24 protein-coding genes and 2 pseudogenes are annotated in these 25,812 nt (G+C 70.4%); 8 read left to right on the top strand and 18 right to left on the bottom strand.

Translation table 11 applies throughout. From position 1 onward, the window contains the following. Positions 1 to 47: 47 nt before the first annotated feature. From RMT89_RS33570 to RMT89_RS33520, 11 genes are all read right to left on the bottom strand, one after another. Positions 48 to 1,646 (bottom strand): alpha-amylase family glycosyl hydrolase, encoded by a 1,599-nt coding sequence (locus RMT89_RS33570; protein ID WP_315887520.1) that lies wholly within the window; start codon positions 1,644 to 1,646, stop codon positions 48 to 50. Between the two features lie 49 nt (positions 1,647 to 1,695). Next, positions 1,696 to 2,556 (bottom strand): carbohydrate ABC transporter permease, encoded by an 861-nt coding sequence (locus RMT89_RS33565; protein ID WP_315887519.1) that lies wholly within the window; start codon positions 2,554 to 2,556, stop codon positions 1,696 to 1,698. Beyond that, a complete protein-coding gene (locus RMT89_RS33560; RefSeq protein WP_315887518.1) occupies positions 2,553 to 3,506 on the bottom strand; it encodes a sugar ABC transporter permease in 954 nt (317 codons plus the stop codon). The genes RMT89_RS33565 and RMT89_RS33560 overlap by 4 nt, the downstream gene beginning before the upstream one ends. A gap of 11 nt (positions 3,507 to 3,517) precedes the next feature. Beyond that, positions 3,518 to 4,867 carry a sugar ABC transporter substrate-binding protein gene (locus RMT89_RS33555; RefSeq protein WP_315887517.1) on the bottom strand — a complete coding sequence of 450 codons (1,350 nt, stop codon included), beginning with the start codon at positions 4,865 to 4,867 and terminating at the stop codon, positions 3,518 to 3,520. 149 nt (positions 4,868 to 5,016) lie between these two features. Further along, positions 5,017 to 6,012 carry a LacI family DNA-binding transcriptional regulator gene (locus RMT89_RS33550; protein WP_315887516.1) on the bottom strand — a complete coding sequence of 332 codons (996 nt, stop codon included), beginning with the start codon at positions 6,010 to 6,012 and terminating at the stop codon, positions 5,017 to 5,019. A 72-nt stretch (positions 6,013 to 6,084) separates the two neighbouring features. Beyond that, a complete protein-coding gene (locus RMT89_RS33545) occupies positions 6,085 to 6,762 on the bottom strand; it encodes a GntR family transcriptional regulator (RefSeq protein WP_315887515.1) in 678 nt (225 codons plus the stop codon). 350 nt (positions 6,763 to 7,112) lie between these two features. Next, positions 7,113 to 8,114, bottom strand: a complete 1,002-nt coding sequence (locus RMT89_RS33540) for a proline racemase family protein (protein WP_315887514.1) — start codon at positions 8,112 to 8,114, stop codon at positions 7,113 to 7,115. Between the two features lie 5 nt (positions 8,115 to 8,119). Next, positions 8,120 to 9,016 (bottom strand): dihydrodipicolinate synthase family protein, encoded by an 897-nt coding sequence (locus RMT89_RS33535; RefSeq protein WP_315887513.1) that lies wholly within the window; start codon positions 9,014 to 9,016, stop codon positions 8,120 to 8,122. A 66-nt stretch (positions 9,017 to 9,082) separates the two neighbouring features. Next, complete coding sequence (locus RMT89_RS33530; RefSeq protein ID WP_315887512.1) at positions 9,083 to 10,474, bottom strand: FAD-dependent oxidoreductase; 1,392 nt, start codon at positions 10,472 to 10,474, stop codon at positions 9,083 to 9,085. Next, positions 10,464 to 10,766 (bottom strand): (2Fe-2S)-binding protein, encoded by a 303-nt coding sequence (locus tag RMT89_RS33525; protein ID WP_315887511.1) that lies wholly within the window; start codon positions 10,764 to 10,766, stop codon positions 10,464 to 10,466. The genes RMT89_RS33530 and RMT89_RS33525 overlap by 11 nt, the downstream gene beginning before the upstream one ends. Then, complete coding sequence (locus tag RMT89_RS33520; RefSeq protein WP_315887510.1) at positions 10,763 to 11,920, bottom strand: FAD-binding oxidoreductase; 1,158 nt, start codon at positions 11,918 to 11,920, stop codon at positions 10,763 to 10,765. The genes RMT89_RS33525 and RMT89_RS33520 overlap by 4 nt, the downstream gene beginning before the upstream one ends. A gap of 9 nt (positions 11,921 to 11,929) precedes the next feature. Between RMT89_RS33520 and RMT89_RS33515 the strand changes: the two are divergent. Together RMT89_RS33515 and RMT89_RS33510 are read left to right on the top strand one after the other, a co-directional pair. Beyond that, positions 11,930 to 12,255: pseudogene (locus tag RMT89_RS33515) on the top strand (aminopeptidase P N-terminal domain-containing protein); the annotation flags it as partial. A gap of 11 nt (positions 12,256 to 12,266) precedes the next feature. Further along, positions 12,267 to 12,458 carry a M24 family metallopeptidase gene (locus RMT89_RS33510; RefSeq protein WP_315887509.1) on the top strand — a complete coding sequence of 64 codons (192 nt, stop codon included), beginning with the start codon at positions 12,267 to 12,269 and terminating at the stop codon, positions 12,456 to 12,458. A gap of 49 nt (positions 12,459 to 12,507) precedes the next feature. Here the strand turns inward: RMT89_RS33510 and RMT89_RS33505 are convergent, their stop codons facing one another. After that, positions 12,508 to 13,179 (bottom strand): hypothetical protein, encoded by a 672-nt coding sequence (locus RMT89_RS33505; RefSeq protein ID WP_315887508.1) that lies wholly within the window; start codon positions 13,177 to 13,179, stop codon positions 12,508 to 12,510. A gap of 226 nt (positions 13,180 to 13,405) precedes the next feature. On the opposite strand from RMT89_RS33505, the gene RMT89_RS33500 reads away from it, so the two are divergent. From RMT89_RS33500 to RMT89_RS33490, 3 genes are all read left to right on the top strand, one after another. Next, on the top strand, positions 13,406 to 14,056 hold the full coding sequence (locus RMT89_RS33500; protein ID WP_315887507.1) for a helix-turn-helix transcriptional regulator: 651 nt from the start codon (positions 13,406 to 13,408) through the stop codon (positions 14,054 to 14,056). Between the two features lie 32 nt (positions 14,057 to 14,088). Continuing rightward, on the top strand, positions 14,089 to 14,619 hold the full coding sequence (locus RMT89_RS33495) for a toxin-antitoxin system, toxin component (protein ID WP_315887533.1): 531 nt from the start codon (positions 14,089 to 14,091) through the stop codon (positions 14,617 to 14,619). Between the two features lie 132 nt (positions 14,620 to 14,751). Next, the gene (locus tag RMT89_RS33490; RefSeq protein WP_315887506.1) at positions 14,752 to 14,988 is read left to right on the top strand and encodes a hypothetical protein; all 237 of its coding nucleotides are present in this window, start codon (positions 14,752 to 14,754) and stop codon (positions 14,986 to 14,988) included. Positions 14,989 to 14,994: 6 nt separating this feature from the next. On the opposite strand, the gene RMT89_RS33485 is transcribed toward RMT89_RS33490, so the two are convergent. Together RMT89_RS33485 and RMT89_RS33480 are read right to left on the bottom strand one after the other, a co-directional pair. Beyond that, complete coding sequence (locus tag RMT89_RS33485; RefSeq protein ID WP_315887505.1) at positions 14,995 to 15,675, bottom strand: 4'-phosphopantetheinyl transferase superfamily protein; 681 nt, start codon at positions 15,673 to 15,675, stop codon at positions 14,995 to 14,997. Next, entirely contained in the window at positions 15,672 to 16,532 is an 861-nt protein-coding gene (locus RMT89_RS33480) for a metallophosphoesterase (protein ID WP_315887504.1), read from the bottom strand. Before RMT89_RS33480 ends, RMT89_RS33485 begins: the two co-directional genes overlap by 4 nt. Before the next feature lie 303 nt (positions 16,533 to 16,835). Between RMT89_RS33480 and RMT89_RS33475 the strand changes: the two genes are divergently transcribed. Together RMT89_RS33475 and RMT89_RS33470 are read left to right on the top strand one after the other, a co-directional pair. Then, on the top strand, positions 16,836 to 17,963 hold the full coding sequence (locus RMT89_RS33475; RefSeq protein ID WP_315887503.1) for an ATP-grasp domain-containing protein: 1,128 nt from the start codon (positions 16,836 to 16,838) through the stop codon (positions 17,961 to 17,963). A gap of 127 nt (positions 17,964 to 18,090) precedes the next feature. After that, on the top strand, positions 18,091 to 19,770 hold the full coding sequence (locus RMT89_RS33470; RefSeq protein ID WP_315887502.1) for a carbohydrate binding domain-containing protein: 1,680 nt from the start codon (positions 18,091 to 18,093) through the stop codon (positions 19,768 to 19,770). Positions 19,771 to 19,805: 35 nt separating this feature from the next. Here the strand turns inward: RMT89_RS33470 and RMT89_RS33465 are convergent, their stop codons facing one another. The 4 genes and pseudogenes from RMT89_RS33465 to RMT89_RS33450 form a co-directional block, all read right to left on the bottom strand. Continuing rightward, a complete protein-coding gene (locus tag RMT89_RS33465) occupies positions 19,806 to 20,687 on the bottom strand; it encodes a sulfotransferase (protein WP_315887501.1) in 882 nt (293 codons plus the stop codon). A gap of 170 nt (positions 20,688 to 20,857) precedes the next feature. Next, positions 20,858 to 21,757: pseudogene (locus RMT89_RS33460) on the bottom strand (alpha-L-fucosidase); the annotation flags it as partial. 151 nt (positions 21,758 to 21,908) lie between these two features. Continuing rightward, on the bottom strand, positions 21,909 to 23,177 hold the full coding sequence (locus RMT89_RS33455; RefSeq protein WP_315887500.1) for an ATP-binding protein: 1,269 nt from the start codon (positions 23,175 to 23,177) through the stop codon (positions 21,909 to 21,911). Positions 23,178 to 23,204: 27 nt separating this feature from the next. Continuing rightward, positions 23,205 to 23,882, bottom strand: a complete 678-nt coding sequence (locus tag RMT89_RS33450) for a response regulator transcription factor (protein WP_315887499.1) — start codon at positions 23,880 to 23,882, stop codon at positions 23,205 to 23,207. A 335-nt stretch (positions 23,883 to 24,217) separates the two neighbouring features. Here RMT89_RS33450 and RMT89_RS33445 point away from each other — a divergent pair, with 335 nt between their 5' ends. Then, complete coding sequence (locus tag RMT89_RS33445) at positions 24,218 to 25,714, top strand: oligopeptide:H+ symporter (protein WP_315887498.1); 1,497 nt, start codon at positions 24,218 to 24,220, stop codon at positions 25,712 to 25,714. The last annotated feature ends 98 nt before the right edge of the window (positions 25,715 to 25,812 follow it).

The raw sequence follows: 25,812 nt of genomic DNA, 5'->3' as shown, positions 1-25,812 counted from the left end.
GACATATCTCTGCATGTGCTGATCCCTTCGGAGTGGGGGGCGCGGTCTCAGGCACGCAGCCAGACCGCGGTGTCCTTCGGCAGCCTCCCTTCGGTGTCCAACGGAGCACTGCTGAGGAGCAGTTCGGAGTGCTCGGGCAGGTCGAACGGCCTTTCGCCGAGGTTCACCACGCACAGCACGCCCTCGGCCCGGGCGAAGGCGAGGACGCCCTCGGGGGCGGGCAGCCAGGTGAGCGGGCCGTCCCCGAAGACGCGCCTGGTGCGGATCGCGCGGCGGTAGAGGCTGAGCATCGAGCCGGGATCCACGGCCTGGCGGTCGGCGGCGTACGAGGCCCAGTCGTCGGGCTGCGGCAGCCATGGCTCGCCGCCGAAACCGGCGTACGGCTGCTCGGCGGCCCAGGGCAGTGGCACCCGGCAGCCGTCGCGGCCGGGGTCGGTGCCGCCGGAGCGGAAGTGCATCGGGTCCTCGATGCGGTGGCGGGGGATGTCCGCCTCGGGCAGGCCGAGTTCCTCGCCCTGGTAGACGTAGACCGCACCGGGCAGGGCCAGCGAAAGCAGGGCGGCGGCGCGGGCGCGCCGGGTGCCCAGGGCGAGGTCGGTCGGGGTGCCGAAGGCCTTGGCCGCGAAGTCGAAGCCGGTGTCCTCGCGACCGTAGCGCGTGATCGTGCGGGTGACGTCGTGGTTGCACAGCACCCAGGTGGCGGGGGCGCCGACGGGGGCGTGCTCGGCGAGCGTGTCGTCGATGGACTCCCGCAGCCTCGTCGCGTCCCAAGGGCACGACAGGAAGGCGAAGTTGAAGGCGGTGTGCAGCTCGTCCGGGCGCAGATAGCGGGCGAAGCGCTCGGGGTCGGGGAGCCAGACCTCGCCTACGAAGATGCCGCCGTACTCGTCGGCCACGGCCCGCCAGGAGCGGTAGATGTCATGGAGTTCGTCGCGGTCGAGGAACGGGTTCGGGTGGCCTTCGACGAGGTCGGGCAGGGCCGGGTCCTTGGCGAGCAGCGCCGCCGAGTCGATGCGGACGCCCTCGACCCCGCGCTCGAACCAGAAGCGCAGGATGTCCTCGTGCTCCCGGCGGACGGCCGGGTGGGCCCAGTTGAGGTCCGGCTGTTCGGGTGTGAACAGGTGCAGGTACCAGTCGCCGTCGGGCAGGCGGGTCCAGACGGGCTCGGTGGAGCCGACGAACTGGGACGGCCAGTCGGTGGGCGGGAGTTCGCCGTGCGGACCGCGCCCCGGCCGGAAGTGGAACAGCTCGCGCTCGGGGCTGCCGGGCCCGGCCGCGAGCGCCGCCCGGAACCACGGGTGCTGGTCCGAGACATGGTTCGGCACGATGTCGACGATCGTCCGGATACCCAGCTCCCGCGCCTCGGCGATCAGCTTCTCCGCCTCGGCGAGCGTGCCGAACGCCGGGTCGATGGCACGGTAGTCGGCGACGTCGTAGCCGCCGTCCTTCATCGGGGACACGTACCAGGGGTTGAACCACAGGGCGTCCACGCCGAGTTCGGCGAGGTACGGCAGCCGGGCGCGGACGCCCGCGAGGTCCCCGGTGCCGTCGCCGTCGCCGTCCGCGAAACTGCGCACGTACACCTGGTAGATGACGGCGGAGCGCCACCAGTCGGTCCGCGTGGGGGCATGGGTGGGCTGTCCCACTGTGCCTGCCTTTCTGTGTCGGAGAGGGGCGGTGTCAGTGAGGGCGGTGTCAGCCCTTCGTGCTGCCCGCGCTGATCCCGGCGATGATGTGCCGCTGGAAGACCAGGAACATCGCGACCATGGGGATGGAGGCGATCACCATCGCGGCGATGAGCACGGTCAGTTGGATGTTCTGCGACAGCTGGACGAGGGCCACGCTGATCGGCTGTTTGTCGGTGTCCGAGAACACCATCAGCGGCCACAGGAAGTCCTGCCAGACCGCGACCAGGGCGAAGATCGACACGACGCCGAGCACCGGCCGGGACATCGGCAGCACGATCTGCCACAGGATGCGCAGCTTTCCGGCACCGTCGATCTCGGCGGCCTCCAGCACATCGCGCGGGATCTGGTCGAAGAACCGCTTGAGCAGATAGAGGTTGAAGGCGTTGGCGACCGCCGGGAGCCAGATCGCGAGGGGATCGTTGAGCAGGCCCAGGTCGGCCACGGTCAGGTACTTCGGTACGACCAGTGCCTGGGCCGGGACCATGAGCGTGGCGAGGATGCCGGCGAGGATCACCTTGCCGAAGACCGGCCTGAGCTTGGAGAGCGCGTAGGCGGCGGCCGTGCACAGGACGATCTGGAACAGCCAGGCGCCGGCCGCCTGGACCACCGTGTTCCACAGATGGGTCGGCAGCTGCATCAGATCCCAGGCGTCGGTGTAGCCGCTGAGATGCCACTCCTCCGGGACGAGCGTGGGCGGCGTCCGCGCCACCTCGTCCGGTGACTTCACGGCGCCGGTCAGCATCCAGTAGACGGGGAAGAGGAAGGCGGTCGTGAACAGCAGCAGGATCCCGGTGAAGACCGACCAGTAGACCGCCTTGCCGCGTGGCCGGGCGAGCGCGGCGGGCGAGACGAGGGTGCGGGTGCTCATGCCTCCTCCGGGGATCGGGTCAGACGCAGATAGACGGCGGAAAAGGCGCCGAGCAGCAGCAGGAGCATCACGCTGAGGGCGCATGCGCCGCCGAAGTCGTTGTAGAGGAAGGCGTACTTGTAGATCAGGTACAGCACGGTGACCGTGGCGTTCTCGGGGCCGCCGCCGGTGATGACGAACGGTTCGGTGAACACCTGCATGGTGGCGATGATCTGAAGCAGCATCAGCATGAGGATGACGAACCGGGTCTGCGGGATCGTCACGTGCCGGATGCGCTGGAGCAGGCTCGCGCCGTCCAGTTCGGCCGCCTCGTACAGCTCTCCGGGGATGGACTGGAGGGCGGCGAGGTAGATCAGGACGGTGCCGCCCATGTTGGCCCACGTGGCCACGATCACCAGGGAGATCAGGGCGGTGTCGGCGCCGTTGGACCAGTTCGAGGTGGGCAGGTGGAGGAAGCGCAGCGCTTCGTTGGCGAGGCCGGCGCCCGGGTCGTAGAACCACTTCCACAGCAGGGCGCTCACCACCGGCGGAATCATCACCGGCAGATAGACCACGACTCTGAAGAAGGCCTTGGTGTGCCTCAACTCGTTGAGTACCAGGGCTAGTACGAAGGGGATCGCAAAGCCGATCAGCAGGGCGAGCAGGGTGAAGGTGAGGGTGTTGCGCCAGGCCGCGGCGAACTCGGGGTCGTCCAGGACGCGCGTGAAGTTGTCGACGCCGACCCACTCGGGGTCCGAGCCCGGCGTGTACTCCTGGAAGGCGATCACGACCGCGCGTATCGCCGGGTACCACGAGAACAGCGCGAAGCAGACCAGGCCACCGAGCAGGAAGGCGTGGGCGCGCAGTTGGTCGGTGAGGCGGCGCCGCCTCCGGTCCCCTGCCGGGGGCGGCGCCTGCATCGGACGTACCGTGATCGCCCCGACGGGCTCTCGTGCGGCGGTCTTGGGCATCTCGGTCGGCCTCAGCCTCGGGCGAGGATGCCGTCGATCTTGCCGGAGGCGTCCTTCAGCAGCTGGTCGATGTCGGCGTCCTTCTTGGTGAGGACGGCGGAGACCACACCGTCGAGGACGGAGTAGATCTGCTGGGCGTTCGGCGGCTCGATCTTCATCTCCAGGCTCTGGTTGCCGTCGAGGAAGGCCTGGTAGTTCTCCACCGGCACATTGGCGTTGGCCTTCTTGACCTGTTGGTCCTTGGCGTCGGCGGCGCCGGTGAACAGCCGCGGTTCGGGCAGGCCGACCGGTGCGTCCGCCTTCTTGGCGCGGGCGTAGTCGCCGAGGAAGCCGTCGCCGGGCGTGAGGAACATGTGGTCCAGCCACTTCAGGCCCGCCCTGATCTGCTCGGGGCTCGCCTTCTTGTTGAACATGTAGCCGTCGCCGCCGATCAGCGTGCCCTCGCCGCCGGGCATGGGCGCGAGCGCGAGGTCCTCGTAGTCGCCGCCCTTCTCCTTCACCAGGATCGGGATGTTGTCCGGGGCGGAGAGGTACATGCCGAGCTTGCCCGAACCCATCATCTGCTGGACGTCGTTGATGACCAGGAGCTGCTTGCTGCCCATGGAGTTGTCGGTCCAGCGCATGTCGTGCAGTGTCTGCAGCACGGCCCGGCCCTCGGGAGTGTCGATGGTCGCCTTCTTGCCGTCGGCGCTCACCACGTCACCGCCCCGCGAGTACAGCTCGGCCGTGAAGTGCCAACCGCCCTGGTTCTGGGCGGAGTAGTCGGCGTAACCGACGACGCCGTCGCCGAGAGCGGCGATCTTCTTCGCGGCGGCGCGGAGTTCGTCCCAGGTCGCCGGGGGCCGGTCGGGGTCGAGGCCCGCCTCCTCGAAGAGTTGCTTGTTGTAGATCAGGCCCATCGAGTAGCCGGTGCGCGGGATGCCGTAGACCTTGCCGTCGACGGTGTAGATGTCCCGCAGCTGCTGCTGGATGGTCTCGTAGCTCTTCAACTCCTTCAGGTACGGCGTGAGATCGGCCGCCTGGTTGATGTCGACGACGTGCTTGGCGTCGGTGAAGTACGTGTAGAAGACGTCCTCCATCTGCCCGCCGGCGAGCTTGGCGTCGAAGGTCTTCGGGTCCTGGCAGGGGAACGCGTCGCGCGGGACGACGTCGATGTCCGGGTTCTGCTTCTCGAAGGAGGCGATGTCGTCCTCGAAGAACTGGCGGTCGACCTTGGCGCTCTTGGGCGGCATGCAGTTGACCGTGATGCGGGTCTTGCCGCTCGCCGAGTCCTCGTCATCGGAACCGCAGGAGGTGACGGCGAGGGCGAGCGAGCAGGCGCTGAGCGCGACGAACGTACGGCGGAACCCGGTGCTTCTCATCGGTGGACCCCTCTGGGCAGGAGCAGGAAGAGCACGGCGGAGGGCGAGAGCGCGCCCGCCATGCCGGCGCGCCGCACACTCAAGCACCGGCGACATCTGTCCGCAAGATGTCGCGCAGAATCCGTAATTATTCGACTGTAGAGTGGATCTCAGCGACGGGAGGCTTGCGCCGTCGATCCCCTGACCACCAGCTCCGGTTCGAACAGCAGCTCATCGGTGGTCACGGAACCCCCTGCGATCTGCGCGTTCAGCAGCTCCACGGCCGCGCGGCCCATGGCCTCGATGGGCTGGCGGACAGTGGTGAGCGGCGGCTCCGTGCAGTTCATGAAAGCGCTGTCGTCGTAGCCGACGACCGACACCTGTCCGGGCACGGCGAGTCCCTTGCGACGCGCGGCCCGGACCGCCCCCAGGGCCAGCGGGTCACTGCCGCAGATGATGCCGGTGACGCCCCGGTCGATCAGCCGGGAGGCGGCGGCGTGCCCGCCCTCGATCGAGAACATCGCCCGGGCGACCCGCTCATCCGGGAGGTCCCCCAGGGCCCGCGCCGCGGCCAGCTTGCGCGCCGACGGCACATGGTCCTCCGGCCCCAGCACCAGCCCGATGCGCTCGTGGCCGAGGGAGGCGAGATGCCGCCAGGCCTGCTCGACGGCCACCGCGTCATCGCAGGACACGCCGGGAAAGCCCAGGTCGGCGATGGAGGCGTTGACCAGCACCACCGGGATGTTGCGGTCCGCGAGCAGCCGGTAGTGGTCGTGGGGCGCGTCGGCCTGGGCGTACAGACCGCCGGCGAAGACGACGCCGGAGACCTGCTGCTGGAGCAGCAGTTCCACATAGTCCGCCTCGGAGACGCCGCCCTTGGTCTGGGTGCACAGCACCGGGGTCAGACCGAGCTGGGCGAGCGCGCCGCCGATCACCTCGGCGAAGGCCGGGAAGATCGGGTTCTGCAGCTCGGGCAGGACGAGGCCGACGAGCCGGGCGCGCTCGCCGCGCAGTTGCGTGGGCCGCTCGTAGCCGAGCACGTCCAGGGCGGACAGCACCGCCTGCCGGGTGACCTCGGAGACCCCGGGCTTGCCGTTGAGCACCCGGCTGACCGTGGCCTCGCTGACCCCGACCTTCTTCGCCACCTCAGCAAGTCGTCGCGTCATGCGCGCAAGAATAGCGCAAGGAATGCAAGCCGCTTGCGTTCCTGTCGGTGATCGATTGCTCGACGCCGATGGCTACTTGGCGGCCCACAGCCCCCGGACATGCCCGAGATGCCGTGTCATGACCTCGCGGACGGCCGACTCGTCGCGATCCAGCAGGGCGTCGAGGAGCTCCAGGTGCTCCTCGGCCGAGGCCAGCAGGCGGCCCGCCTTCACCAGCGCGGTGAGCCCGTAGAGGCGTGAGCGGCCGCGCAGGTCGCCGACGACCTCGACGAGGTGCGCGTTGCCGGCCAGGGCGAGCAGGCCGAGGTGGAAGCGGGTGTCGGCCTCGACGTACGTGATGAGGTCACCGGCCGCCGCGGCCTGCACGATCTCCCGGGCGGCCGGGCGCAGCGCCTCCAGGGAGACCGGGTCGGCGGTCCTCGCCAGCTCGACCACCGTCGGGATCTCGATGAGCGCGCGGATGTGCGTGTACTCGTCGAGCTGCTTCTCGGAGACCTGGGTGACCCGGAAGCCCTTGTTGGGGACGGTGTCGACCAGGCCCTCCTTGACGAGGTCCAGCATGGCCTCGCGCACCGGTGTCGCCGAGACGCCGAAGCGGGCGGCCAGGGTCGGCGCCGAGTAGACCTCGCCCGGGAGCAGTTCACCGGCGATCAGCGCGGCCCGCAGGGCGTCGGCGACCCGCTCGCGGTAGCTGCGCTTCTTGCCGCCCAGCGTGGGCAGGGAGGGGGCGTCGGGGCGCTGGGCGGGCATAGGGGTGTCTCCTCGGAAGTGCAATGTCACGCGTCACCGGCCATTATCCCTGCCGCGCCACACGCCTAGAAGTGTCCTGAAGATCTCGCTTGGGCCGCCCCGATCGCCCAGGTTCGCCCGCAAAAGTCGATCGGGGCAATCCGGTGCAAGTCGGGCGCATTTTCAAGATTCTCAGTGGTCTCCTAGACCCGTACTTCGCAGGTCACCCGATCGTGAAGACCAAGCGGTCGTAGCTGATCGCTCGCCGGTCGGAACCGCAGCAGCGATGGCCGTCTCGGTCCGGCCCGGTCGAGATCGGACGCCGTGAGGCCGATGCGGAGAACCTTTTCGGCGACCTGCGAAGTACGGGCCTAGAGCACGAAGCCGGCCGGGAAGGGATCGCTCGGGTCGAGCAGGTACTGCGCGGTTCCGGTGATCCAGGCGCGGCCCGTGAAGCTGGGCAGCACGGCGGGACGTCCGGCCACCTCGGTGGTGCCGAGGAGGCGGCCGGTGAACATCGTGCCGATGAAGGACTCGTTGACGAACTCGGTGTGCAGGGGAAGTTCGCCGCGTGCGTGCAGTTGTGCCATGCGGGCGCTGGTGCCGGTGCCGCAGGGCGAGCGGTCGAACCAGCCCGGGTGGATGGCCATCGCGTGCCGGGAGTGACGGCCCGTGGCGCCGGGTGCGTACAGGTGGACATGGTGGCAGCCGTGGATCGAGGGATCCTCCGGATGGACGGGCTCCGCCTCGGCGTTGATCGCCTCCATGAGGGACAGGCCCGCCTTGAGGATGTCGTCCTTGCGGGTGCGGTCGAAGGGCAGCCCGAACTCCTCCAGCGGCAGGATGGCGTAGAAGTTGCCGCCGTACGCCAGGTCATATGTCACCGTGCGCCCGTCGGCCAGTGTGATCTTGCGGTCGAGGCCGACGGAGAACGACGGCACGTTCCTCAGCGTCACGGACTTCGCGGCCCCGCCCTCCACCTCGACCTCGGCGACGACCAGGCCCGCCGGGGTGTCCAGCCGGATCGTGGTCACCGGCTCGACGACCTCCACCATGCCGGTCTCCACCAGCACGGTCGCCACACCGATCGTGCCGTGCCCGCACATCGGCAGATAGCCGGAGACCTCGATGTAGATCACGCCCCAGTCGCAGTCGGGGCGGGTGGGCGGCTGGAGGATCGCGCCGCTCATCGCCGAGTGGCCGCGCGGCTCGTTCATCAGGAGCTGCTTGATGTCGTCGCGGTGCTCGCGGAAGTACAGGCGCCGCTCGTTCATGGTGGCGCCGGGGACCGTGCCGATGCCGCCGGTGACGACCCGGGTGGGCATGCCCTCGGTGTGCGAGTCGACGGCGTGCAGGACGAGTTTGCTGCGCATGGCTCCTAGCCCAATCCGGCCGCGAGGGCCTTCTCCGTGGCGGCGCGGACGGCGGCCTCCTGCTCCGGCAGCAGGGGGACGCGCGGCGGGCGCACGGGACCGCCGTGCCGGCCCACGATGTCCATGGACAACTTGATGGCCTGCACGAACTCGACCTGGGAGTCCCAGCGCAGCAGCGGGTGCAGTTGCGCGTACAGCTCCCTGGCGGTGGCCAGGTCACCGGCGACGGCCGCGCGGTACAACTGCACCGTCGACCTCGGCAGCGCGTTCGGGTAGCCCGCCACCCAGCCCTTGGCTCCGGCCAGGGCCAGCTCCAGCAGGACGTCGTCGGCGCCGATCAACAGGTCCAGTCCCGGGGCGAGTTCCGTGAGCCGGTAGGCGCGGCGGACATCGCCGGAGAACTCCTTCACCGCGTGGATGTGGCCCTCGGTGTGCAGCTTGGCGAGCAGTTCCGGCACCAGGTCGACCTTGGTGTCGATGGGGTTGTTGTACGCCACGACCGGCACGCCCGCCTTCGCGACCTCCGCGTAGTGCGACAGCACCGACCGCTCGTCGGCGCGGTAGGCGTTCGGCGGCAGCAGCATCACGGACGCACAGCCCGCGTCCCGTGCCTGCTCGGCCCAACGGCGGGCCTCGGCCGAGCCGTACGCGGCGACCCCGGGCATCACCCGCTCGCCCCCGATGGCGGCGACGGCCGTCTCCACGACCTTCGCGCGCTCCTCGGGGGTGAGGACCTGGTACTCGCCGAGCGAGCCGTTCGGTACGACGCCGTCGCAGCCGTTCTCCACGAGCCAGGCACAGTGCTCGGCGTACTTGCCGTGGTCGACGGAGAGGTCGTCGTGGAGCGGGAGGGCGGTGGCGACGAGGACGCCGCGCCAGGGGCGGCGGTCGGTGGTGGTCATTCAGGCCTCACGTCGATAGAGTGTGACATTTTACTGTCCGGAAAATGGGATGTGCGGTGTGATCGGTCAGCCGTCGTCGGCTTGCCCGGCCCGCGCCAGCACCCCGAGCGGCACCGGTTGCGCGAACGGCCGCCGCGACGGCGTGAGCGCACACCCGGCGAGTCCCGCGACCGCCGGTCCGCACACCCGCCCCTGGCACCAGCCCATCCCGGCCCGGGTCAGCAGCTTCACGGTCCGCGCATCGCCCGCTCCGAGCTCCGCGACGGCCTCGCGGATCGCGCCGCCGGTGACCTCCTCGCACCGGCACACCACCGTGTCGTCGGTGACCAGCTCGGTCCAGCGGGCGGGCGGGGTGTACACGGTGTCGAGCGCGGCGAAGAAGGCGCGCAGCCGGGTGCGGATCCGCGCGGCCGCCGCCCACGCGCGCGGGTCGGGTGCGGTGCCGTGCAGACGCGCTGCGGCCGAGCGCCCCGCGATGTGTCCCTCGGCGAGGCAGAGCGCCGCACCGCCGATACCGGTGGTCTCGCCCGCCGCCCAGACGCCGGGGACGTCGGTGCGCTGCTCGTCGTCCACGTGCACGGTGAGTCCGTCGAGCCGGCAGCCCAGGGTGTCGGCGAGGTCGGTGTGCGGGAGCATGCCGTGGCCGACGGCGAGGGTGTCGCAGGGGATACGGCGCTCGGTGCCGGGCCTGACCCGCCCGTCACGGTCGAGCGCGGCGACGGTCACGGCCTCAAGACGCTCGGTGCCGTGCGCCTCGACCACGGTGTGCCGGGCGAGGGTCCGCACCCGGTGCCGGAGCAACCGGACCGCGTACCCGGCGCCTTCCACGACCTTGCCGGGCTCGGAGACCAGCGCCCGGGACCGGCGTACAAAGTCCCGCGGGTCGGCCGAGTCCACCAGCGCGGCCACCTCGACGCCCGCCGCCGCGAGCCCGGCCGCCACCGGCAGCAGCAGCGGTCCGGTCCCGGCGACGACGGCGGTTCGGCCGGACACCGCGAGGCCGCCCTTGAGCATGGCCTGGGCGCCGCCCGCGGTGACGACCCCCGGAAGGGTCCAGCCGGGGAAGGGCAGCACCTTCTCATAGCCGCCGGTGGCCAGGAGTACGGCGTCGGCGCGCACTTCGGCCGGGTCCCGCTGCTCGGGGCCGTGGAGGGCGTGCACGGTGAATCCGGCGCGGCGGCGCTCGACGAGCCAGACATGATGGTCCGTCAAGTGCCGTACAGCGCCGGACTCCACGTGGGCCCGCAGTCCGTCGCGCAGGCGCTCCCAGGTGTGCCACTGGTGATGCAGGGCCTGGGGGCGGCGGGCGCGCAGGGCCGGGGCGGGCCGGCGGTAGAACTGCCCGCCCGCCTCCGTCGCCGCGTCGACGAGCGTGACGCGTACGCCCCGCGCGGCAGCCGCCAGGGCCGCGGCGAGTCCCGCCGGACCCGCTCCGATCACCGCGAGTTCAGGCGTCATGGCCCGTCCCCTCCTGGGTGCGGATCGCGTCGCCGGGGTGCAGGGGCACCAGGCAGGCGCGTTGGTTGGGGCGGTCGTTGACGGTGACCAGGCAGTCGAAGCAGACGCCGATGCCGCAGAAGATCCCGCGCGGGCGGCCCGCACCCCGGGTGGTGCGCCAGGAGGTGACGCCGGCCGCCCAGAGCGCGGCGGCCACCGTCTGTCCGGGCAGGGCCTCGATCTCCCGGCCGTCGAGCGTGACCGTGAAAGCGGGGCCCGGGCGGGCTCCGGCCAGGTCCAGGGGGGTTCTCACACGGCCTCCTCGGGCCCGGGGAAGCGTTCGGGACGGAACGGGGCCAGGCCAGGGTCGGGGCTCTTCCCGGTCAGCGCCTGGGCGATGAGGTGCCCGGTGCCGGTGGCGAGGCCGATGCCGGCGCCCTCGTGTCCGCAGGCGTGGTGCAGGCCGGGGACGCGGGGGTCGGGGCCGATGGCGGGCAGATGGTCGGGGAGGTACGGGCGGAAGCCGAGGTAGGAGCGCTGGGCGCGGACGTCCGCCAGGAGGGGGAAGAGCCGGGTCGCGCCCGCCGCCAACTCCCGTACGACAGGCAGCGAGAAGGACCGGTCGAAGCCGACGCGCTCGCGGCTGGCGCCGATCAGCACCGGTCCCGCGGCCGTGCCCTCCACGACCGGTGAGGTCTGGAGCGCGGCCGAGTCGCTGGCGACGTCGGCCACGTAGTCGGCGGCGTACACCTTGTGGCGGATCAGGCGCGGGAGGGGTTCGGTGACGAGGACGAAGCCTCGGCGCGGCAGGACCGGCAGGTGGGCGCCGGCGAGCGCGGCCAGGTCGCCGCCCCAGGTCCCGGCGGCGTTGACGACCGCCGGGGCGTGGATGTCGCCGTGGTCGGTGCGGACGCCGAGCACCGTGCCCTCGGGGGTGCGTGGAATGCCGGTGACGGTACGGCCGGTGAGCAGGCGGGCACCGGAGGCGCGGAGCAGGTGGGCGGCGGCCAGGGCGGGCATCACCTGGCAGTCCTGCGGGTAGTGCATGCCGCCCGGCAGGCCGGGGGCGAGACGGGGTTCGAGGTCGTACAGGGCGTCACCGGTGACCGGTTGGGCGATGGCTCCGGCGGCGCGCTGGCCGTCGGCGAAGCGCTGAAGCGCGGTGAGTCCGTCCGGCGTCGAGGCCACGACGACACCGCCCTTGGCCTCGTACTCGACCGACTCGCCGAACTCCGCCGCCAGTTCGGCCCACAGGCGGCCCGACAGGAGCGCGAGGTCCAGCTCGGGGCCGGGCTCCTTGTCGGAGACGAGGAGGTTGCCCTCCCCCGCTCCGGTCGTACCGCCGGCCACCGGGCCGCGGTCGACCACGATGACGTCGAGGCCGGCCCGGGCCGCGTACAGCGCGCAGGCGGCACCCACCATCCCGGCCCCGACGACCACGACATCGCAGGTCAGTCGCTTGCTCACAGCAGTACTATGTCACATGTCTCTTTTGCTGGGAACGCCACCACACTCAGGGAAGAGGTGCCCAAGGGCCGAAAGAACGGTCTGTACCGAGGAATCTCCGACGAGCTGTCCGCGCTGATGCGCACGGGCTGGGCCGACACCGAGCGCAGGGATGTGGAGCCGACCGAGCAGGCGCCGTACGCGGCCCGCCGCCGCGCCGCGCTCTCCGCTCCGTTCCCGGGCGAGCGGCTGATCGTCCCCTCCGGCAGCCTCAGGACCCGCTCCAACGACACCCATTACCCGCGTTCCGCCCGTACTCCGGCTATGTGCATCTGACCGGCGACCAGGCCAGGGAGTGGAGCCCGGCATGGTGCTCACCGTCGAGCCGGGCCTGTACTTCCAGCCCGACGACCTGACGGTCCCCGAGGAGTGGCGGGGCATCGGCGTGCGGATCGAGGACGATCTGCTGGTGACGGCGGACGGACACGAGAACCTGTCGGCGGCGCTGCCGCGGTCCGCCGCCGGGGTAGAGGCGTGGATGCGGGAGTTCGGGGGCTGACGGAGTTCTGACGAGGCGCCGTCGGCGACCTGAACGCCGACGGTGCCCGTCAGGCCTCGGGGGCGGGCACCACGCTCAGGTGGGCCGCCGTACGGCGCGGACGTCCCGCTCTGCGCGACGGGTGCGCCGGGCGGCGGGCGTCGCGCAGCACCAGCGTGATCCGCGTGTACCCCATGTCCTTCAGGGTGCCGGGCGTCTCGTCGACGATCCGGCAGTCGGTGGCGCCCCAGCGGGGGTCCGGGTGCAGCAGGGGCCGTACGGCGCCGTCGTGCGCGAGGGCCTGCTCGCCGACCGTGCTGATCCAGTGCGGCAGGCCGTGCCGGTAGGCCGCCTCCATGATCGGGTCCTGGGCGATGTCCCGGCGGATGGTCCCCAGGCCGTGGTCGTGGCCGTGCCGCTCCACGGCGGCGGCGAAGTTCGCCAGCATCGGCAGGCACCAGCTGGACTCGTGGTCGCCGAGGACGCTGCTCGCGTCGGGGTGGAAGAGCACGAACCGCAGGAAGTTGTCACCGGGCATGGCCGTCGGATGCGGGCCCACGCCACGGAAAAGTGACGCGAAAGCGGTGTTGGCCAGGACGACGTCCCAGCGGTGGTCGAGCACGACGGAGGGGAACGACACGGCCTCCAGGAGGCTGGCGTAGTCCTGGAGATAGGCCTGGGCCTCGGGATTCTCGGGGACGGGCCGCGGTGCCGATCGCTGCCCTCCTGCCTGATATGCCATCGGGAGGTCACCCCTCTTGCCTGTGCGGCCTTGACGCGGCGCCCCGATCCTGCTGGCTCGGCACAAGCGGTGTCAACTATCGTGGCATTTCATGCCGGTTGACGGCTGAAATTGGCCACAGTTGTGGCGAGACCTGGATGTGAGTTCGAACCACCCGCTACTCTCCGGGAAGTTCACGGCGAGTACTGCTGGTGAGAAGTCGGTGAGAGACGTAGGAGTTCTGTCGGTGACGGGTGGCTTCGAGGGTCCGGGCGCCACGGGGACGGCGGCACTGCCGGCCGTCGTCGCTCGCGTGACCGCGCTCGCCGACCGGCTGGGCGTGCCGCACACCGAGGTCTTCGACACCGGTCGGCTGTCCGTCGCCTCCGGTGTCCCCGAGCCCGTGGTCAAGGCGCTGCTCAGCGGCCGCCGGGCGGGCGAACCCGACGTACAGGCCCGCTTTCTGCAGCGCCTGGACCTGCTGCGCCGCACCCGGCTGAAGCCCAACGGCCGCAAGTACACCCAGCAGGAGATCGCCGACGGCGCGGGCATGTCACGGCAGCAGGCGGGCGCCCTGATCAACGGCGACCGGCGGCCCACGATGGAGCACTGCGACGCCATCCAGCGCTTCTTCCGGGTGCACGCGGGATTTCTCACCGCGGAGGACCCCGAGGCACTCGCGGGCGCCCTCCAGCGCACGGAACAGGAACTCCTCCAGCAGCTCGCCGAGCGGGAGGCGGTTGTCGTGGCCGAGGATCCGCTGGAGCGGCTGCTGCAGGACCACGGCGTGCGCGGGATCGCCTGGCGGGCCGCGCAACTGCCCACCGACCAGCATCGCGACAAGGTCGCCGAATGGCTGGACATGCTCCTGGAGAGCGTCAAGCGGCCCGAGTCGTGACCCGGGGGAGAACTGTGGGCATCCGTAGGGACATGCACCGCCTGTGCGGCGAACTGGTCGGCGAGCTGGAGCTCCCCGCTCCGGCGCACCCGGCGGACCTGTACGGCGCGCTGTGCGAGGCGATGGCCAGACGCCGTGGCCGCCCGGTCCGTTTCCGTACGGCCGCCTTCCCGCCCGGCACGGCGAGCGGGCTGTGGCTCGACATGGCCGACCAGGACCTCGTCGTCATCGAGGAACGCACCGCACCCGAGCATCAGTTGGTGATCCTCGGTCACGAGTTGTGGCACATGAAGGCCGGGCACCGCGGCCACCACATCGACGGCGCGGCGGTGGCGGCGCGGCTGCTGCAGGACGACGCCCAGCTGGAGGCGACGGTACGGCAGGTGGCTGCGCGCAGCCGCTTCGAACTGACCGACGAGCAGGAGGCCGAGAGCTTCGGGCTGCTGCTGGCCAGCAAGTGCCGTACCTGGCTGGCTGGTTCGTCGCTGCGGGGTCCGGTCCACAAGGACCATCTGGCCGGCCGTATCGAGGCGTCGCTGGGGTACCGGGGGCCGCAGGGCTGAGCCACGTCGAGCTGCGCTGAGTGGGCGAACCGGCGAGTGGCCGGACCCGATTGTCAGTGGTGGACGGCAAGCTGGTGGTGCGCCCTCATTTGCGGGGCGGGAGACGACGCCGACTTCGGGGAGAGCCGACCGATGCCCACCGCCGTACTGACCGACCGCGAACGCGTCGCCGTGCAGGCGTATCTACGCCTGCTGCACACCGTGCGGGCCGCCTTCGATGCCGCTGGAGGCCCGCCCGGGGAGGCACGACCACCCGTGGTGCCGCCCAGCGTGCTCGCGGAGGCGGAGCGGGCGCTGGCGGACGCGGGGCTCACCGGCAACGAGGAGGAGTTCTTCCGGCTGCTGCAGAGCTGGTTCCCGGAGCCGTGAGATCCCTCAGGAGTGCGGCACGGTGACCGCCGTGGCGACCAGTCCGCGCTCGACGGTCCACCGGCCCTCGAAGACGCCGACACGCCGGCCGCCGACCAGGGGGCCGGGGACGAGGAGCGTGGCGCTGAAGCCACCGCCGGGCCGTCCGCGGGGGCCGGCGAAGAGGTCGATGTCGGCCTCGGTGAACTCCAGCCACTCGCCGGTGAGGGGGAACCACGCCTTGTAGACGGACTCCTTGGCGCTGAACAGCAGCCGGTCCCAGCGGATGTCGGGCCGTTCGTACGACAGCCTCCGCACCCGCTGGGCCTCACCGGGCAGGGACACGGCGGCCAGCACCCCGTCCGGGAGTGGTGCGTTGGGTTCGGCGTCGATGCCGAGGGAGGCCAGGTCGGTGGCGCGGACCAGGGCGGCGGCGCAGTAGCCGTCGCAGTGGGTCATGCTGCCGGCCAGGCCCTCCGGCCAGCGCGGGGCGCCCCGGTCGCCGGGCACCAGCGGCTGCGGCTCCACCCCGAGCTTCTCCATGGCCCGGCGGGCGCAGCCGCGTACGGCGGCGAACTCACGGCGGCGCTTGTCCACCGCCTGCGCCACCACGGCCGCCTCCTCGGGATACAGGACCGCGGCAGCGGCGTCCTCCTCGCCGTACGCCTCCACGGTCACCACCGAGTCCGGCAGCAGCTCATCGATCACGGGGCCCCGACCTCCCTGGGCAGTATGCGGCGCAGCCGTCCCGGCGGTTCCGGGCGCTTGCGCCACTCGCGCGGGTAGCCCACCGACACCTCCTCGAAGCGGACACCGTCGTGCCAGGTGGTCCGCGGGATGTGCAGATGGCCGTAGACCATGGTCTCCACCCGGAACCTGCGGTGCCAGTCCGCGGTGAGGTCGGTGCCGCACCACATGGCGAACTCGGGGTGCCAGAGGATCTCCATGGGGTGCCGGTCCAGGGGGTAGTGGTTGATCAGGACCGTGGGCAGCTCGTCGGGGAGCGCGGCGAGGCGGCGCTCGGTCTCGGCGACCCGGGCCCGGCACCAGGCCTCGCGGGAGGGGTAGGGGTCGGGGTGCAGCAGGTATTCGTCGTTGCAGACGATGCCGGTGCCCTGCGCGTACTGCAGGCCCTGTTCCTTGGTCGCGCAGCCCTTGGGCAGGAAGGAGTAGTCGTACAGCAGGAACAGCGGGGCGACGGCGACGGGGCCGCGGGTGCCGTCCCAGACGGGGTAGGCGTCCTCGGGGGTGGTCACGCCGAGCTCCCGGCACAGGGCGACCAGATACTCGTAGCGGGCGACTCCGCGCAGCGTGACGGCGTCCCGCGGGTGGGTCCACAGCTCGTGGTTGCCCGGGGCCCAGATGACCTTGCTGAAGCGGCCTGCCAGCGTGTGCAGGGCCCATCGGATGTCGGCCACGGTCTCCGCGACGTCACCGGCGACCACCAGCCAGTCCTCATCGGTCTCCGGGCGCATCTTCTCGACTAGGGCGCGGTTCTCTTCGTAGCCGATGTGCAGGTCACTGATGGCCAGCAGCTGTCCGGCACCGCCGACCGTCGACGCCACCTCTCGTCCCCCTCCGCACGTGGAAAGCACCACGAGAACACATTCACGGTTCGGGTACAAGGCGGGTTCGCGCCTACGGCGGGCGTGTCGGCGGTGCGACGGCGGTGTCCCTTGATCCACCTGTGCATGATCGGAGAATCCGTAACACGGACGTTGCACGCGGGGCCCCCGCAAAGCCGTATGATCGCCCCAACACCACCGCCATGAACTTCCCTTCGCACGGGGCGGTTTGGTGTACCTCCAACCTCCCTGGCCGGGCACGGCCTGCTTCGCCGTGCCCGCGAACCGTGAAAGGCGGCCTGCATGGTCTCTCGCGTACGCGTCTGGCTCAACCGCACGTACGCGGAGAACGTGTTCTTCATGGATCAGCTGCGGCGAAATCCGAGCGACCGTGCCGTCGAGATCCATGCCACGCACGGTGACGCCGACTCCCCCGTGCTGGCCGCCGCCGACACCGCCGACCTGGAGCCGGAGGGCCTGTCCCCGGCCGCGTACGTCGAGTACGCCCTCGACCAGTGCGCCCGGCGCGCCATCGATGTGTTCGTGCCGCGGCTGCACCAGTCGGCGGTCGTCGCGCATCGCGCGGAGTTCGAGGCGGTCGGTACGGCGCTGCTGGCGCCGCCGCCGGAGGCCGTGGCCGTCTTCCACGACAAGGTGATCGCCTACGAGGCCGTGCAGGCGATCGGGGTGCCGGTGCCGCCGTGGTGGCGGGTGCGCAGCGCCGAGGAGCTGGTCGCCGCGGTCGAGGAACTGGAGGCGGGCGGGCACAAGGCGTGCTTCAAGCCGGCGTCCGGGGCGGGCGGGGTGGGCTTCCGCGTGATCACACGCGCCCCCTTCTCGCTCATGCACCTCAACGGCTTCCCGGGCCCGTACGTCCCGCTGAATCTGGTGCTCGACGCCCTCGCGGATGCCGAGGAGGAGGTCGACTGGCTGGTCATGCCGCGCCTCGAACAGCCGGAGGTGTCGGTGGACTGCCTCACCGGCCCGGACAACCGGATCCGGATGGCGGTGGGCCGCACGAAGAACGGCCGTCGACGCGGGTTCACGCTGCACGAGCAGTGGCTGGAGCCGGCGCGGGCGATCGCGGAGGGGTTCGGGCTGCACTATCTGTCCAACATCCAGTTCCGGATGTTCGGCGACCGGCCCGTACTGATGGACGTCAACACGCGTCCGGCGGGCGGGCTGCACCAGCTGTCGTTGTGCGGGGTCAACGCCCCTTGGGCGGCGGTGCAGTTGGCGCTCGGGGAGGACCCGGGCGAGATCGCGCCGCCGTTCCTCGGGCAGGACTACACGGTTGTCTCCGGCCCTCGGCCGCTGCGGTCGGTGTCGCTCCCCCAGCAGCGCGTGGAAGAGCACCAGCAGTCGCTTCCGGCGGTGCCCGCTCCTGTCAACTCCGTTGGGGTGAGGGCGAGTCAGGCACTGCCCCTGTAAAAGCTCACCGGTATGGACCAATTGACGCACAGCTCCTTGACAGGATCGTTGGTCCATACCAATTTGGGTTGCGCACTCTTCTTCTGCACCACCTCCCGAACCACCCCCATTCCTTCAGGGAGTTCGCGTGCGCACCTCACTGTTCAGACGTTCCAGACGTCGGCTTCTCGCCCTGCTCGGCGCCGCCGCCCTCGCGGTCGGCGGTGCCGTCGCCCTTCCCGGTACGGCCCATGCGGCCAACATCCTGTCCAACCCCGGCTTCGAGTCGGGCGCCCTGTCCCCCTGGTCCTGCACCGGCAACCTCGGCTCGGTGGTCTCCTCGCCCGTGCACGGCGGCACCAAGGCCCTTGCGGGCGCGGTGAGTTCGAGCGACATCGCCAAGTGCAGCCAGACCGTGCGGGTCCAGCCCAACACCGCGTACTCGCTCAGCGGCTGGGTGCGCGGCAGCTATGTGTACCTCGGTGTGGACGGCGGCGCCTCCACCTGGACGACCTCGCCGTCGGCGTACAGCAGGCTCAGCGTGTCGTTCACGACGGGGGCCTCGCAGACCTCGGCCACCGTCTACACGCACGGCTGGTACGCGCAGGGCACCTACCAAGCCGACGACATCAGCCTGGACGGGCCGGGCGGCGGCTCGGACACCCAGGCACCGACGGCGCCCTCGAACCTCCGCTCCACCGGCAAGACATCCTCCAGCGTCTCGCTGGCGTGGAACGCCTCGACGGACAACGTGGGCGTCACCTCGTACGACATCTACAGCGGCGCGAACCAGGTGCTCAGCGTCTCCGGTACGAGCGCCACGGTGAGCGGGCTGTCGCCCAGTACGGCCCATACGTTCACCGTGCGGGCGCGGGACGCGGCCGGGAACGCGTCGGCGGCCTCGAACTCCGTGTCCGTGACCACCGACCCGGGTGGCGGCGGCACCGGATTCAAGCAGGCCGCGCCCTATCTCTACCTCGGCTGGGGCGATCCGCCGAGCGCGACGTCGGTGATGAGCGCGACCGGCATCAAGTGGTACACGATGGCGTTCATCCTGTCCTCGGGCGGCTGCAACCCCGCCTGGGACGGCAACCGGCCGCTGACCGGCGGCAACGACCAGAGCGTCATCAACTCGATCCGCTCGGCGGGCGGTGACATCGTCCCGTCGATCGGCGGCTGGAGCGGCAACAAGCTCGGACCCAACTGCTCCACGGCGGAGGCGCTGGCCGGTGCCTACCAGCGGGTGATCGACGCCTACGGCCTGAAGGCCATCGACGTCGACATCGAGAACACCGACGAGTTCGAGAACGCGGTCGTGCAGGACCGCATCCTCAACGCCCTGAAGATCGTCAAGGCCAACAACCCGGGCCTGCGCACGATCATCACCTTCGGTACGACGACCACAGGACCGAACTACTGGGGCAACCGGCTCATCGACCAGGCCAGGGCGCTGAACGCCAATATCGACGTGTTCACGATCATGCCGTTCGACTTCGGCGGCGGCGCCGACATGTACGGCAACACCGTGAACGCGACCGAGGGGCTGAAGAACAAGCTGAAGTCCGCCTTCGGGTGGGACGACGCCACGGCCTACGCCCACATCGGGATCTCCGGCATGAACGGGCTGAGCGACCAGCAGGAGCTCACCTCGCCGGCCACCTGGACGCAGATCCGCGACTGGGCGAACTCCCGGCACATCGCCCGGCTCGCCTTCTGGTCGGTCAACCGTGACCGGCCGTGCCCCGGCGGGGGCGTCGTGAGCAACTGCTCCGGCATCAGCCAGAGCAACTGGCAGTTCACGTCCATCACGGCCGGCTTCACCGGCTGACGCAGGACAGGCGTGGGGGCGGCCCCACCGGGGTTCTAGACCTCGTACCCCCACGCCTGTGCGATCTCCTTGAGAGGCGGCGGCAGTTCGACGGCCGGGTCGGCGGTGCGGGCGGCCTGGATGCGGCCCGACTTGATGGTGCTGCTCCAGTCGCCGAGCTGCGGCCGGAACTTGCCGTGGTCCTTGCTGCCGTAGTCGAGCATGCCGCTCTCCCACTCGACGCCGAGGTACTCGCAGATGGCGCGGGTGGCCTTCTCCGGCTCCGCGGTGAGCTCCTCGTACGTCACCACATGGGCGTCCAGCGTGCGGCGCGCCTCCTCCAGCTTCTCGGAGTAGTTCAGCACCTCCGCCAGGATCTCCTCGTGGTCGGGGTCCTCGCGGCGGTCGGTGAGGGACGCGATGATCGCGCCCGGGTGACGCAGCAGCAGGATGTACCGGGCGTTCGGCCAACATCGGTGCAGCCGGGGCCAGATGAGGGTGTTCGGCGGCGTCTTGTCGACGATGAGGTCCTTGCCGCTGCGGGTGAGTTCGAGATGCATCACCCGGTCCCAGAGCAGGTGTTCCAGCTCGATCCGGTCCAGCTCCAGCGCCTTCATGGCGTCCGCGGTGAAGCCGCGGGTCAGCTGGACGTGGACGGTGCGCAGATGCATCTCGTGCGGGGCGCGGATCCGGCTGTGGCTGTTCAGCAGCACCCGCAGCAGGGTCGACCCCGAGCGCACCGAGGACAGCACGAACACCGGGGAGTCCACCAGTCGCGGGGCGCGCGGGGCCACGTACGACGGCTCCTTGGGCTTCACCTCGGCCCGGGGCGTGGGAATGGCGTCCAGCGTGCGGCGCGGCGGGCTCACCGCCTGAATCATCAGCCTGCCCCGACGCCTGAGGCCCTTGCCGATCACAGACTTGCGCGCGTCTCGCACCGTCACACCTTTCTCTTACTCTTTGCCTCCGCATCCCAGAGGCAGAAGGCAAACTCCAGGTGTCCGGCAGGGAAAGCGCCATGGTCACGGAGGGCCCGATTCCGGCCGCGACCAGGCGCTTTACCGCTTCCTTAAATCTTCCTGGGAGTTTTGGGCACAACCTGTGCGGATCAGGATCGTCCGGACCCCCGGTACAGCTCCAGCTCACCGTCCAGTCCGACCGCGAGGACCGTCGCGTACGGGTCGAGGTCCGCCGCGGCGGGCGGGTCGATCCACAGCGCACCGGGTGCCTCGTGCAGTCCGCCGATGACCCGCTGGGGCAGTTCCCGTCCGCTGCCGAGGACCGTGACCCGGCGTGCCCCGCTGACCAGTCCGCGTACGCCGATCACGGCGCGCGGGATGTCGGACAGGGTCAGATACAGGGTGCGCCGGTCCGCCGAGAGGGTGCTCGGCCCGCAGTGGTGCCCGGCGGGCAGGCCACGGACGGTGCCGTACACGGCGTCCGCGTGCCGGCCGATCCAGTCGCCGAGACCTTCAAGACGCGCCACCTGTTCGGCCGGGATGGTGCCGTCCTCGCGCGGGCGGACGTCGAGGAGGAGATTGCCGCCCCCGCCGATCGTCTCGGTGAAGCAGCGGACCAGCTGGCCGGTCGACTTGTGGTTGTGGTCGTCGTGCTGGAAGCCCCAGGAGTCGTTGATCGTCAGGCACAGCTCCCAGGGACCTTCCGGCGGGATCACCGGAGCGCTCTGCTCGGGCGTGGCGTAGTCGCCCTCGCTGAGCATGCGGGCGTTGAAGACGACGTCCGGCACCTCGGAGCGGATCAGCGCGGCCAGTTCGGGGATGCGCCACTGCTCCTCGCTGCGCTCCCACTCCCCGTCGAACCACATCAGGTCGGCCTTGTAGCGGGAGGTGAGTTCGCGGATCTGGCCGTCGCGGTAGGCGAGATATCTCTCCCAGGCCGCGAGGTCCTCGAACTCTGCTGCCACCTCCGAGTAGCGATTGTCCTCCTGCTCGGGAGGGCGGCCCGGCTTGCGGGTGGAGGGGTGGTCGGGGTGGCTCCAGTCGGAGTGGTGCGTGCTCTCGGCGTGCCGGCCGGAAGCCCTCGTACTGGATGTACTTGGGCTTTCGGCCGGTGCGGCGAGAGTGCGTGCCGGGCGTCGCGACGGGGCGAACCTTGCCTGCCGCGGCACTAGTCCGCCGGGTCCGCGGACCCCGACCCGCCTACCGCACCGTCGGCTCCCCGCCCCCCGTCGGCTTCACCGGCGTACGGGACAGGAACAGGCCGAACACCGGCGGTGCCGCCTGAAGCATCTCCAGGCGGCCGCCGTCCGCCTCCGCGAGGTCCCGGGCCACCGCAAGACCGATGCCCGTGGAGTTCCGCCCGCTGATCGCGCGCTCGAAGATCCGCGCGCCGAGGTCGGCGGGGACGCCGGGCCCCTCGTCCGTGACCTCGATCACCGCCTGGTTCCCGGTGACCCGCGTGCGCAGCGCCACCGTCCCCCCGCCGTGCATCAGCGAGTTCTCGATCAGCGCCGCCAGCACCTGCGCGACCGCCCCCGGCGTGCCCACCGCCTGGAGGTGCCGCTTCCCCGAGTTGACGATCGCCCGCCCGGCGCTGCGGTACGCCGGGCGCCACTCCGCGAGCTGCTGCTGGATGACCTCGTCCAGGTCGAAGGTGACGGCGGAGCCGGTGCGCGGGTCGCGGGAGTTCGTCAGGAGGCGTTCGACCACGTCCGTGAGGCGTTCCACCTGGGTCAGCGCGATCGTCGCCTCCTCCTTCACCGTGTCCGGGTCGTCGGTGAGGGTGATCTCCTCCAGACGCATCGACAGCGCGGTGAGCGGGGTGCGCAGCTGGTGCGAGGCGTCCGCCGCCAGCCGTCGTTCCGCCGTCAGCATGCGGGCGATCCGCTCGGCGCTCGCGTCCAGTACGTCCGCCACCCGGTCCAGCTCCTGGACGCCGTAGCGCTTGTGACGGGGCCGTGGGTCGCCTGAGCCCAGGCGCTCCGCCGTCTCGGCCAGATCGGTCAGGGGCGAGGCGAGCCGGTTCGCCTGCCGTACGGCCAGCAGGATCGCCGCGATCACCGCGAGCAGCGCCACCGCGCCGATGATCAGCAGCGTCCGGCCGACCTCACGGGTCACCGTGGAGCGGGGCTCCTCGACGGTGACCGTCTCGCCCTCCTCGCCCTTGCGAATGGCGCTGATGGTGTCGCCGGTGGGCTTCTCGCCGATCGCGATGGGCCGCTCGCCGGGCACCCGGATGACGGCGTACCGGTCCTCGGGCACCTGGTCGCGGAGCATGTCCGCGGTGACCGCCCCGATCGCGATCAGCCGGCTGTCCACGATGGACGCGAGACGCACCGCCTCGGAGTCCACCCGCTCCTGGGCGCTGCTGCTGATCGTGCGGGTCTCGACGATGACGAGGGAGACCCCGAACACGGCGATCACCACGAGCACCACGGCGAGCGTGGACTGGATCAGACGGCGGCGCATGGATCCGTACTCTTCAAGACCGGTTACTCAGCTCTTCTCGAAGCGGAAGCCCACGCCCCGGACCGTCGCGATGTACCGGGGGTTCGCCGCGTCGTCGCCGAGCTTCTTGCGCAGCCAGGAGATGTGCATGTCCAGGGTCTTGGTGGACGACCACCAGGTGGTGTCCCAGACCTCGCGCATCAGCTGGTCGCGGGTGACCACCCGGCCCGCGTCCCGGACCAGCACCCGCAGCAGGTCGAACTCCTTGGCCGTGAGCTGCAGTTCCTCGTCGCCCATCCAGGCGCGGTGCGACTCCACGTCGATCCGCACACCGTGGGTCGCCGGTGCCTGCTGCGGCTCCGCGGCGCCGCGCCGCAGCAGGGCCCGGACGCGGGCCAGCAGCTCGGCGAGGCGGAAGGGCTTGGTGACGTAGTCGTCGGCGCCCGCGTCGAGCCCGACGACCGTGTCGACCTCGTCGGCACGCGCGGTCAGGATGAGGATCGGGACGCTGTGGCCCTCGGCGCGCAGCCGCCGCGCCACCTCCAGGCCGTCCATGCCGGGCAGGCCGAGGTCCAGCACGACCAGGTCGACGCCGCCCTGCATCCCTGCTTCGAGCGCCGTCGGGCCGTCCTCACGCACCTCGACCTCGTACCCTTCCCGGCGCAGTGCACGGGCCAGCGGCTCCGAGATGGACGCGTCGTCCTCGGCGAGCAGTACACGGGTCATGAGCTGATGGTAGTCCGCCCATGACAAGAGCCGGGGTGTGATCGTCAGGAGTGATTCCCACCCTCCGCCTACCCGGCTCTTACCTTGGTACGAACCTATGGCTGTGGGTGTGATCCTGGTGAGGACCTTCGAAAGGGTGTGCGCGGTTCCTTCGACACCTGTGATTCGAGTCTCAAGTCCTTCCATTTCCCGCCCTGTCCTGCCGTATGGTGATTGAACGCCTGTAGCACCGCGGGGACCTTTGGCAACGTATTTGACGCTGAAGGTCTCTTTTGTGTGCGGGCTGGTTACCACCAGCCCCGAAAAGGGCGCGTCCCGAACAGCAAGGAACGACCATGGCGTCCAGCCTGACGAAGGACTCGGTCACCCCGGGCATCCCCGGTTCCGAGAAGACCTTCTTCGGCCACCCCCGCGGACTGGCCACTCTCTTCATGACCGAGATGTGGGAGCGGTTCTCCTACTACGGCATGAGGGCTCTGCTCCCGCTGTACCTCGTGGCGCCGGGCGGCCTTGCCCTCGACGCGGCCACGGCGACCGCGATCTACTCCGTGTACGTGTCGCTGGTGTACCTGCTCGCGATGCCCGGCGGCTGGTTCGGCGACCGTGTCTGGGGCCCCCGCAAGACGGTGGCCGTGGCCGGTGCCGTGATCATGCTGGGCCACCTCACGCTGGCCCTGCCCTCCTCGGGCACCTTCTACGCCGGTCTCGGCCTGGTCGCCATCGGCTCCGGTCTGCTGAAGGCCAACATCTCCACGATGGTCGGCCACCTCTACGACGGCCCGGACGACCCGCGCCGCGACGGTGGCTTCACCGTGTTCTACATGGGCATCAACCTGGGTGCCTTCGCCGCACCGCTGATCATCGGCACCATCGGTGAGAGCGTGAACTGGCACCTGGGCTTCGCGCTCGCCGCGCTCGGCATGGCGCTCGGCCTCGCCCAGTTCCTGATCGGCAGCCGCAACCTGGCGGAGCGCTCCAGCGTCGTCCCGACGCCGCTGTCCGCCGAGGAGAAGTCCTCGACGCTGCGCAAGGCCGCCGTCTGGGCCGGCATCGCCGTGGTCTTCTACGCCGTGGTCGGCTTCTCCGGCAGCTACACGCTGAACTGGATCCTGGTCCCGCTGACCCTGCTCGGCGTGATCATCCCGACGATGGTCCTGGTCCGCATCAAGCGCGACAAGGACCTGGACCGCACCGAGCAGAAGTCGATGTCCGCGTACATCTGGTTCTTCGTCGCCGCGGCCGTCTTCTGGATGATCTACGACCAGGGCGGCTCGACCCTGTCGATCTTCGCCGACTCCTCGGCCGAGAACAGCGTCCTCGGCTGGGACTTCCCGGTCTCCTGGTACCAGTCGGTCAACCCGGTCCTGATCATGGCCCTGGCGCCGGTCTTCGCCTGGTTCTGGCTCGCGCTGAACCGGCGCGGCAAGGAGCCGAGCACGGTCGTGAAGTTCGCCTCGGGTCTGGTCCTGGTCGGCGCGTCGTTCTTCCTGTTCCTCGCCCCGCTGTCGATCGCCGAGGGCGGTCACAAGGCGGCCGCGATGTGGCTGGTGGCGATCTACTTCGTGCAGACCGTCGGTGAGCTGCTGGTGTCCCCGGTGGGTCTGTCGGTGACGACGAAGATGGCGCCGGCGAAGTACGCCTCGCAGATGATGGGCGTCTGGTTCCTGGCGGTCACCGCGGGTGACGCCACGACGGGGTTGCTGTCCATCGGCGGGGTCGACCTGAACAAGACGGGGGTCGTCGCCCTTGAGGCCACGTTGGCCGTGGTCGCCGGTATTGCGGTGTGGATGTACCGCAAGAGGGTCAAGGAGCTCATGGGCAGCGTCAACTGACGGTACCTGCGGTGCTTGGGGCCGCGTTTGATGTGGTGGTAGGGAATCCGCCGTTCATTGGTGGACAGAAGCTCACGGGGGCATTGGGGCAGGACTAT

The organism is Streptomyces sp. P17 (assembly GCF_032436805.1).
Classification (GTDB): domain Bacteria; phylum Actinomycetota; class Actinomycetes; order Streptomycetales; family Streptomycetaceae; genus Streptomyces.
Note: the sequence above shows the minus strand (reverse complement) of the source record. Positions and strands in the feature narration are given on the sequence as shown.